Below are 203 nucleotides of genomic sequence, written 5' to 3' on the forward strand. Positions count from 1 at the left end.
CTAATGGTAACTTGAATATCGTTATTGGTGCTTTGGTTGGTTTCATTAAGATAACTTGCTGCTTTTAGAATTAACGCAACAAGTAAGCTTTCAGCGGTGTTATTACTTGAAGCGGTTAAGCCGATCGCTGCTAAGTCTGCTTTAGAAATTGTCAAGTTACTAGAGTCTTGTGTTGCATTGTCACCAAAAACTTGAGCTAGTGT

Annotated in this window: 1 pseudogene; it reads right to left on the reverse strand. The window is 37.9% G+C overall.

Features of this window, described 5'->3' with window-relative positions:
• A pseudogene (locus tag AABK37_RS42490) lies at window positions 1–203 on the reverse strand (hypothetical protein); the annotation flags it as partial.

Source organism: Tolypothrix sp. VBCCA 56010 (assembly GCF_050875635.1).
Taxonomy (GTDB): domain Bacteria; phylum Cyanobacteriota; class Cyanobacteriia; order Cyanobacteriales; family Nostocaceae; genus Hassallia.